At 46.4% G+C, this 9517-nt stretch carries 6 protein-coding genes; 4 read left to right on the top strand and 2 right to left on the bottom strand.

What is annotated here, in order from left to right; translation table 11 throughout:
- Window positions 1–19 precede the first annotated feature (19 nt).
- Window positions 20–1612: a bifunctional pantoate--beta-alanine ligase/(d)CMP kinase gene (locus tag E5S67_RS22180; protein WP_172190541.1), complete on the top strand. Its 1593-nt coding sequence runs from the start codon at window positions 20–22 to the stop codon at window positions 1610–1612.
- A gap of 365 nt (window positions 1613–1977) precedes the next feature.
- Window positions 1978–2913: a polysaccharide deacetylase family protein gene (locus tag E5S67_RS22185; protein ID WP_172190542.1), complete on the top strand. Its 936-nt coding sequence runs from the start codon at window positions 1978–1980 to the stop codon at window positions 2911–2913.
- A 379-nt stretch (window positions 2914–3292) separates the two neighbouring features.
- Here the strand turns inward: E5S67_RS22185 and E5S67_RS22190 are convergent, their stop codons facing one another.
- Window positions 3293–4360: an NAD(P)/FAD-dependent oxidoreductase gene (locus E5S67_RS22190; protein WP_172190543.1), complete on the bottom strand. Its 1068-nt coding sequence runs from the start codon at window positions 4358–4360 to the stop codon at window positions 3293–3295.
- Window positions 4361–4721: 361 nt separating this feature from the next.
- On the opposite strand from E5S67_RS22190, the gene E5S67_RS22195 reads away from it, so the two are divergent.
- Complete coding sequence (locus tag E5S67_RS22195; RefSeq protein WP_172190544.1) at window positions 4722–5567, top strand: YaaW family protein; 846 nt, start codon at window positions 4722–4724, stop codon at window positions 5565–5567.
- Window positions 5568–5610: 43 nt separating this feature from the next.
- Complete coding sequence (locus E5S67_RS22200; protein ID WP_172190545.1) at window positions 5611–7146, top strand: O-antigen ligase family protein; 1536 nt, start codon at window positions 5611–5613, stop codon at window positions 7144–7146.
- A gap of 502 nt (window positions 7147–7648) precedes the next feature.
- Here E5S67_RS22200 and E5S67_RS22205 read toward each other — a convergent pair.
- Window positions 7649–9421 (bottom strand): hypothetical protein, encoded by a 1773-nt coding sequence (locus E5S67_RS22205; RefSeq protein ID WP_172190546.1) that lies wholly within the window; start codon window positions 9419–9421, stop codon window positions 7649–7651.
- Window positions 9422–9517 lie beyond the last annotated feature (96 nt).

Consider the following 9517-nt stretch of genomic DNA (forward strand, 5'->3'; position numbering starts at 1 on the left):
CCTTCAGGAGATTCTACCGGTGCGCCTCTTTACTACCATTGCAGCACTTCGCTGCTACTTAAATTCACAAAAGTCTGCTGCACCTCATGTGACAGTCGGTTTGGTGCCGACGATGGGAGCTTTGCACGCAGGGCATCTGAGCTTGATCCAGCGGGCAAGGCAAGAAAATGCGATCGCCCTGGTCAGCATTTTTGTCAACCCGCTGCAATTTGGGCCAACAGAAGATTTTCAAGATTATCCTCGGAATTTCGAGCAAGATCGGCTGTTGTGCGAACAAGCTGGGGTTGATGTCATTTTTGCTCCCTCAGCAACCGAAATGTTCGGCAACCAAGCGGTCGATCGCACAGAAACAGAGAAAACCGCCCAAAAACATATAGAGATTCACCTTTCATCATTAACTCAAGTAGTACCGCCGCCGGCGATGACATCGGTTTTGTGCGGCAAGTCGAGGCCCGGTCATTTTCAGGGAGTCGCGGCAATTGTGACTAAACTTTTGAGTTTGGTGCAGCCGACAAAAGCTTATTTCGGTCAGAAAGATGCCCAGCAGCTAGCAATGATTAGGAAGCTGGTCTTTGATTTGAACTTGCCTGTAGAGATTGTCGCTGGTGCGATCGTCCGCGAAGAGTCGGGACTGGCAATGAGTTCTCGCAATCAGTATTTAACACCAGAGCAAAAACAGCAAGCCTCCGTACTCTACCGCGCGCTGCAACAAGCTTCGGAAACTTTTGCTTCAGGGGATCGCACCGCGCCGGCCGCACTCGCTGCCGCGCGCGCAGCAGTTGCAGGAGAGCCTGCAGTCAAGCTCGAATACGCCGAACTCGTCGATCCCGACACTTTGACGCCCTTGCAGGTTGTGGAAACAGCAGGACTTTTAGCCGTGGCAGCCAGAGTCGGCTCTACTCGCTTGATTGACAATATAATTCTTAGGAATCGGCGGCCAATTGTGGCGATCGACGGCCCGGCGGGAGCTGGCAAATCTACTGTAACTCGCCTTGCAGCAACAGCTCTGAACTTGTTTTATCTGGATACCGGCGCGATGTATCGGGCGCTGACTTGGCTGGCATTGAAAACAGACACGCCGATTTCCGACGAATGCGCGATCGCCGAATTAATCAGTTCCAGTTATTTAGAATACAACCTCGATCCCGCATCAAAGATGTTGAAGATTAACGGCGAAGACGTAACTGAGGCAATTCGCAGTTTGGAAGTGACATCCCGCGTCTCGGAAATGGCGGCAATTCCCGCCGTGCGGCAGTTTCTGGTAGAGGAACAGCGGCGCTGCGGCACAAAAGGCGGAATTATAGCAGAAGGCCGCGATATCGGCACTAACGTGTTTCCCGATGCGGAACTGAAGATTTTTTTGACGGCTTCGGTACAAGAGCGATCGCGCAGGCGGCTGTTAGAACTTAAAGACACCGATCGGGCTAATATTACCTTGGCCCAATTGGAACAAGACATTGCCCTGCGGGACGAAAAGGACAGCACCCGCGAGGTTGCACCTTTGCGCAAAGCGGCCGATGCTGTGGAAATTCAAACAGACAATCTGACTGTTGCTGAAGTTATCGATCGGATTGTCGGCTTGTACAAACAGAGAATCGGCCCTAAAAGTTAATTTTACGACGCTGGGGGCGCGCGATCGATCGCCTCATATCAAATCTGGTTAAAGCAAGTTGCAGTGTCAGGTAGGGGCGCGGGCCGATGCGGCCTGAGTCCCTAAGAATATTGTGCCATTAACCCGATTTGAGCGCAGTCCCCCTGGCTGGGAAAAAAGTTCAAGCATCCCGCGTATTCATGGGTTAGGGGATTTCTGGCGCACAAGTCTTAATTTTTTTTATCCGGACGGACTGCCCCGCGATCGGTTATTTCCAGTAGCATTTTTACGGACTGTCCAATTTAAGATTATCCTCTTAAGTGGATTAACTTGATATCAACATAAAATCTCAAATTAACTGTACAACGTGTGAAGGAGAGAGTGACGTGACAAAATTGAAACTGCTGTGGAGGCGGCGAAAAACTTTAATCGTTGCTTTTATGGCAGCAACAGGAAGTTTTTTGCTGGGTGTGACATGGCCGATTAACTTGCGGGCAAATCAGCCATTGCAACCGATTCAGGCGCAAGTCTTGGCTGTATCCCAGTCGCAAGAACAACAGCCGATGTCCAATATTAATAAGTTCTCCGAGGCGATCGCCCATCGAGTAGAATTTTCCCAAAATGCTCTAGCCCAATTGCAGGGAATGCGCTTTCAATCAGCCGTACCGTCGCAGTTTCAAGGTACAACCATTCGTCACGCGAAACTCGACTCCCAGCACAAGGCGATCGCCCTGACATTTGACGACGGCCCCTGGCCGAAAACAACTAAACAAATCCTAGATATTCTCAAGGAAAATAATATTAAGGCTACATTCTTCTGGGTAGGAAGATACCTGAAAACTTCTCCCGAAATTGGCAAACAGGTCGCAGCAGCAGGTCACGCGATCGGCAACCACACTTGGAACCACGAATACCTTAAGTATAACGAAGACGGTGCAGCTCGCGAGATCGATCGCACTTCATCCTTAATTGAAGAGTTGACGGGCGTCCAAACATCGATGTTTCGCCCGCCAGGAGGCATTTTAAACAATGGATTGGTAGCTTACGCTCAAAAGAAAAATTATGCAGTTGTGATGTGGTCTGCTGATTCTTTTGATTGGCGCACTCTTACGGAATCTTTGATGGACAACGTGATGAGGCAGGCAAATTCCGGCGGCATTGTGTTAATGCACGATGGCGGCGGCAATCGATCTAGAACTGTAAAAGCTTTGCCTGATATTATTGCTCGATTGAGAAACGAAGGGTACATTTTCGTAACAGTTCCCGAGTTATTGCAGATGCAAGAACAAGACTTACAACAACAGGAAACAGCACAAAAATAACAACTTGACAAAGTGGAGTTTACACCATTTTTCCATTTTTTTGTATGGCGTTCAATTAATTTTTCATAACTCTAGCCGAACCAAGAAGGAAGAAGTAGTAACCGCGCCCGATTCCCGGCGACATTCTTGACTGCTGAAATCATTGCTTTAATTGCATTTCCCTTCTTCCTTCTTCCTTCTTTCTTCTTCCTTCTTCTTGACGTCCGTTACATCCGTCGAGCGAATCCGTTGCCGAACTTCCTTATTCCTTCTTCCTGACATCCGTTATTCATGCCGGACGGTATTATCAGGTTCGGGCAAGGTAATCTTGAGGGCTAAACCCAGACGGGATGGCAATCATAGCGTTAGAGGCAAAATCGATACCTTAAATGTAGCCATATTACCAATTTAGGCTGGAATCTAAGGGCAAATTTTGCAACTGAGAATTCACCCAATTAGCCGCCGCCAAACCCGATCGCAAAGCAGCTTCTATTTGACCTTCTCCGCACAAATCCCCCGCACAAACCAGCGGCAAAGTCCCATCAGCAGGCAAACAAGAAACAGGCAAAGGATTTCGACAAAAAGCATAGCGCCAGCGGTGAACCTGCAACCATTCTGGCTCCTTGAGCCAAGGGATTAAATATTCAGAAGTGCGATCGAGCAATTCTTGACCGACTGTTGGCAAATCAACAGATTCTAGATGGCGTTGAGCAAAATTTGCGCTGCTGTGAATCACAAACACCGGCTGCTGCGGATCGAGCCGCTTGCTGCTGTCCCAGCCAATCCAAGCTAAATCAGAATTATGGGCAAAAGAAACAGATTTCCACTGCGGATTTAGATTGCTCAAATCTTGCTGTTTGACCGCAGGATAGCCAGCCATAGCGGTAATGCAAGGGTCGTACTCTACAGAACGCAATTTGTCAATAAAATCAGATTTCAAACCGATTTCCGAATTCAAAAACATTAAAGCTTGAGGAGCAGGAATTGCCACCACAACAGCCTTAGCAATCAATTCTTGAGGTATGTCTAAATTGTTGTCAGTGACTTCTAAAGAAAGGTGCCACTTTTGGTTATCTGTAGTAGAAATAGCTTGTACGCGGCGGCCGTACCAAATATCTAAATCCTCAGCCAGATACTTACCCACAGCATTCATTCCAGCAGGTGCGACATAACAAGAACTAGGAATAGAGAACATTTCTCCTTGTTTGAATTCCCAGACACAATCCGTCCAGAGTTTGAGGATGTGCCGATCGACCAAAGCCTCAATTAACCGCTGCACCGCATCCCCCTGCGGTTCCAGATACCGCGCCCCGTGATCGACCCTAGTCCCCTGTAGGCGGCGGGTAGCAACACGTCCCCCCGCACCGCGAGATTTCTCAACAACCGCCACAGAATAACCAGCTTGACGCAACCGTTGAGCGCAACTCAGCCCCGCCATACCCGCCCCAATCACCGCAACATCGAACATAATTAGTCATTAGTCTGTAGTCACCAGTCATTAGACATCTCCAAAAACTATTGTGTAGTAGGCATCCTGCCTGACCAAGACTTGCTTTTCACTAGATGTCTAGTTATCAGCTTAAAGGCTGCGGGGAAGTTTCAGTGCAATATTTCAGTTGGCGGCCAAACCCTGAGAGCCGTAGCGCGGGCGAGGGCCCGACGCCATCGCCCTGCACCAAGTAGTAGAATAAAGGACAGCACGAATCCATGATTAAGACCAGATAAAAAAATCCCACTGTGGGTAAATCCTAAATCCCAATGGTTGTGTATCAGCAGCAATCTAAAATCTAAAATCTAAAATCTAAAATCGAATAGGGGAGGGCAAAATTTTGGACGAACTCAGAGCAGCACTCGAATTGACAACAGAAGAAGAATTGCAGCAACTAACAGAACTTCTGTTCAGCCGCAAGTTTAACCCTTTAGATTACGTGCAAACCCCCGCACCCATAGACGTACAAAGTCGCGATCGCCAAGCATGGCTCGACGCCGTAGAACAGCGGTTTCGCTATCTTGCAGCCGACGGGTTGACGGTACTCAGAGGGCGAACCCAACAAGTCAGTTACAGACAAGCGCTAATTCAAGTTTGTCGCTATCTCAAAATCCCTTATCCCAAACAGTTGTCTACCACCGACTTAGAGGCAGAAGTATTTCTGCACTTAATGGGCCGGGCGTGGAAGCGTTTGCCGGCAGAGGAACAGCAAGCGCTGACAGTGCGCGTACAGCGAGCGATCGTTGATTCTAAACTCTCAGAACCCCTGCCAATTTCTGCTGAAAAAGACCCGCTGGGTTTACTGTTCAAAGGTGGCAGCGCTTTAGCTGTTAGTTCCATCTTAAAACCAATGCTGCTCAAACTAATGGCCAATCAATTTGCGCTGCATTTTGCCACCTATCAAATGGCAAAACAAGGAGTGCTTGCAGGCACTGCAACTGCAGCAACCCAGTTTCAAAACTATGTCGCAATTCAGACTGCGCGGCGCGGTATGGCGGTAAGTGCGGCTCGTTACGGTGCGACGCGAAGCGTATTTTCGTTGATCGGCCCGGTGATGTGGACTTGGTTTTTCGCGGATTTGGGTTGGCGATCGATTTCCACGAACTACGGCCGGATTATTCCGACCATTTTTGCCTTAGCTCAAATTCGCCTGACGCGATCGGAATGCGTTTGGGAACTAGCTTAACGATAGTAGATTTTAGATTTGAAATTTGAGATTGGGAGTGTGGGTGAATATCAAAAATCGGTTGAAATTAGCTGCCAAACTGACAGCCGAAAATCTCAAGTCTCGACTCCAAAAACATCCTGCTCGCCGCCTGCAAATCCCTTGGAATTTCGCTCAAGTGGGGATGCTGATTTTTCCCTTAATTCCGATTTTGGGAGCTTTAAGTTTATTCCTGGGATTGGCCGGCACTTGCAAGCAAAAGTTCCGTCAAATTAGTTGTCGCCCGCTGAATCGAGGCTTCGCAATTCTGAGCGCGCTGCTAGTCATCACAGCGGTTTTTGCCCACAACCGCAGCGAGGCTTTTTTAGGATTGTATAATTTTTTGCCGTTCTTTATATTGTTTGCTGCTTTCAGCAGTTTAATTCAAACTTCGCCTCAATTGCGGCAATTGTCTTGGATGATTGTAATTAGTTCAATTCCCGTGATAATTTTAGGGCTGGGACAGCAATTTTTAGGTTGGAGCGGCATCGATCAATTGCAGCCCGTTTTTGGCTGGGTACTCGAACCCAAAGGCAATCCCCCCGGCCGCATGGCTTCTGTATTTATGTACGCTAATATTTTAGCTTGCTATCTGACAATTGCTTTTATTTTAGCACTGGGACTGTGGATGGAAGAAGGGTTCGGGAACGAGCACTCTCAGGGATTGAACGGATTGAACAGCGAGATTTTAAGGGAAGAGGAAAGAGGAAAAAAAGAAACAATTAATGAACGGCTGATTGCAGATTCCCAATTACCGATTCCCAATTACCGATTCCTATTTTTAAGTTTTGCAGTGAGCGGAAATGCTGTTGCTTTGATTTTTACTAATTCTCGTAATGCTTGGGGAATGGCAGTTTTGGCAGTTTTGGCTTTTGCACTTTATGCGGGTTATAAAAAATTATTAGCTGCGGTTTTTAGTGCGGCTAGCATAGTTTTTTTGTCTGCCTTTGGCCCCGAACCTTTACGGCAGTCTTTGCGAAGAATTATCCCGGCTTTTTTCTGGGCTAGACTCACCGACGAGATGTTCCCAAATCGGCCAACTGCTACTTTGAGAACTACTCAGTGGGAATTTGCTTGGTCGATGACTCAGCAGCGTCCTTGGACTGGTTGGGGATTGCGAAATTTTACGCCTCTCTATCAAGCTCAAATGCAAGAATGGCTCGGTCATCCTCACAGTTTGATACTGATGTTGACTGCGGAAACGGGAATACCCGCAACGCTTTTGTTGTTTGGTTTAGTTGGTTGGGTTTTAGCTAGGGGTGTTTTGCGGCTGGCGAATTGGCCGCTTTTTCCTGCGGATATTAAACACGAGCAAATAGCCACACTCGAAAAAGCGGAAAATGCTTTAGATTTCAATCAAAACTCTATAATTAATAGCACAAATCAGGTGGCTTGTCAAGATTTAAGAGCGGCCGATCGCCTAATTTTTTTTAGTTATTTATTAGCCTTCGCCGCTTGTACGCTATTTAACACTGTAGACGTGACAGTGTTTGATTTCCGACTCAATACTACAAGCTGGTTGCTGTTAGCCGCAATTTCCGGAGTCAGCCAGAGGGAATAGGGAATAGGGCATCGGGCATTGGGCATCGGGCATCGCGCATTGGAGTCAGAGCCGAGAAGGTTATTGATAACAAATAACCAATAACCAATAACAAATGCTAACAGTCAACAGTCAACAGTCAACAGTCAACTGCTGTAAATGAAAAATAAAGTTGTACACTGAAAATCGAGCAAATGACTGCTATGGCGTAAGTTTAGTACGGAGTTTTAGGAGTTAAAGTTGTACACTAACGGAGAATTAGTGTAGTGAATGAGTCAAAATTGAGAAAATAAAGTTCTACCCCGTAGCACTATGGCTTGTGATAGATGGAGAAAATCTTATACCCAATAGGGTTAATTTTTGTCAAAGAGTCGCAGGAAGTAGCAGCTAACCTGGTAGACATATGATATGGAAAAGGTAGTAGCAGTATGGCTGTGGTTGGATGTGATTTATGGGCGAGAGTGTGGAGGGTGAAGGGGTAGGGTGCAATAGGGTGCGATCACCTTACTCCAAGAAAGCCAAGCTAACTATCATTGTCCTGCTTGACTTCGGGTACTAAGTCAGCACTAAAAATTTGAAGGCTTTTGACTAGAGGAGGTCGAGCAAACTGTACTAAGAGTTTTTGACGTGCGTACCCTAAAATGTTTCTGACAACACTTGGATCTGACAGCGCTGTGTGGTACTGTGGCACATCGTGTTCGCTTCCTTTTTTGGCTTCCCTTAATCCCAATACAGTATAAACAGCATAACCAATCGCTTGATAAGCAGCACTCTGTATTTTTGATAACTCCCCCTCAATAAAACTACCTTCATTGGTGCTGTAAGGATTATAACGTAGCTGCTCGAACAGTTTCCTTACTAACTGTTTGCGAATCCTCTCGAAGTCTGTGACTTTAGGAAGCCCTGCAAAAGAATGAAATTTTGCCATGTATTGGGCGTAGGAAAACTCAAATTCGGAGCGCAGTGCTGCCTTCGTAGTATCATCGAATGTAGGACTTTCTAGCATTTCTATCAAGGGTAAGCTATTAGGGTTATGTACTTGGTAGAACCAACGCAAATCTTCAATGCCGGGATTTGTTTTTGGTCTTTCATACTCAATGATATGCAGCTTACGAAGGGATATATTCTGTTTCAATTCAGTCTTTGCAATATCTGGATTGTTCTGAACCAAGTCAATCCAGCCCTTAGCAAGTTCTCTCTTCTTAGAATTTTCACCACACCAATTATTGAGTATGTCATCTTTAGGAACTTCTTCATCATTAAGTTGATGAGAGCCTATATCAAACGCTATTCCTAACTTCTCTGGAATTGTTAAGACTCCTTCGGCTGTTGCCTCAGTCTTCGGATCGACCAGCTCTTTACCTTTTTCTATGAGTTCTTCCAATGTGGCTAGGTCAGCCAACCACTCATCCATATATTCACAGAAATGCAACCCATCTCCTATACGCTCTGTAGTTGCGTTGTCCCGCGCAGTTCCTGCCCTTGGGAAGTCCCAAGCATCGTGAGACCATATTTTAATAGTGTCAAGTTGCGCTGGAGGAACCCTAAGTTTTCCGAGGAATCTATCAGTGTATGACCGAATTTGCCGACCAATCAAGCGTTGAATTACTTCGATAATTGATTGGGTTCTCCTAGCCAATCCGACTACGCCACAGAAGGGATTGTTGATTCCTTCGCGTCCCATGTCAACAACAATCAGAAAACGGGCACACTTATCAGGAAGCTCCCAACCACGCCCAGTCATTTTAAATTTCTTTGTTCGCCAGCACTTCAACCAAGGGTGGTCTAGATCCAGTTTGTACCCTTTGACTGGTTTGCCCTCCTCATCCACTCCAGAACTAAAAACAAACTCAGCTCTAAAGCCTTGGTTAGAAGGATACTGGTGTGGATCGCTTTGGAAAATTTTTTCGTTTAAATGTTTTGTTATAACCTCTGCGTCGTGCCTGCTTCTTACAGAGATCATGGCGTGCATAGGATAAATCAGGTCAGGGAGGACTTCATTAGCATCCCTGTGAGGTGCAGGTTGTGGAGTCATTTGTCCAGAAAACACCTTTTCACAGATGCGATCTGCGTCTACGACATAAGACACAACCTTTTCAACTACACTCTTAGCAGGTTCGAGCTGCGTATTGTACTCTGGTGTGTTAGGACTGCCCTCTATTTCAGTACGCTTGCCGCAAAAGTGTTCTCGCGCATCGACTGTTTTCACATAGTCAACAATCTTTAACTTTTCAATAGATTCTTTTACTGAAGTCAGGTACTTGAGGTTCTGCTGCTCTTGATAAACTTCTCGCAAGCCACATTAGACATCTCCGAAAACAATCAAAGCCTCTGTGTAGTTAAGCTCCTTGACGTAAATGTAATCATCCTAAATTAGCTAGTGTGCACGATA

This window comes from Microcoleus asticus IPMA8 (genome assembly GCF_013179805.1).
Lineage (GTDB): Bacteria > Cyanobacteriota > Cyanobacteriia > Cyanobacteriales > Microcoleaceae > Microcoleus > Microcoleus asticus.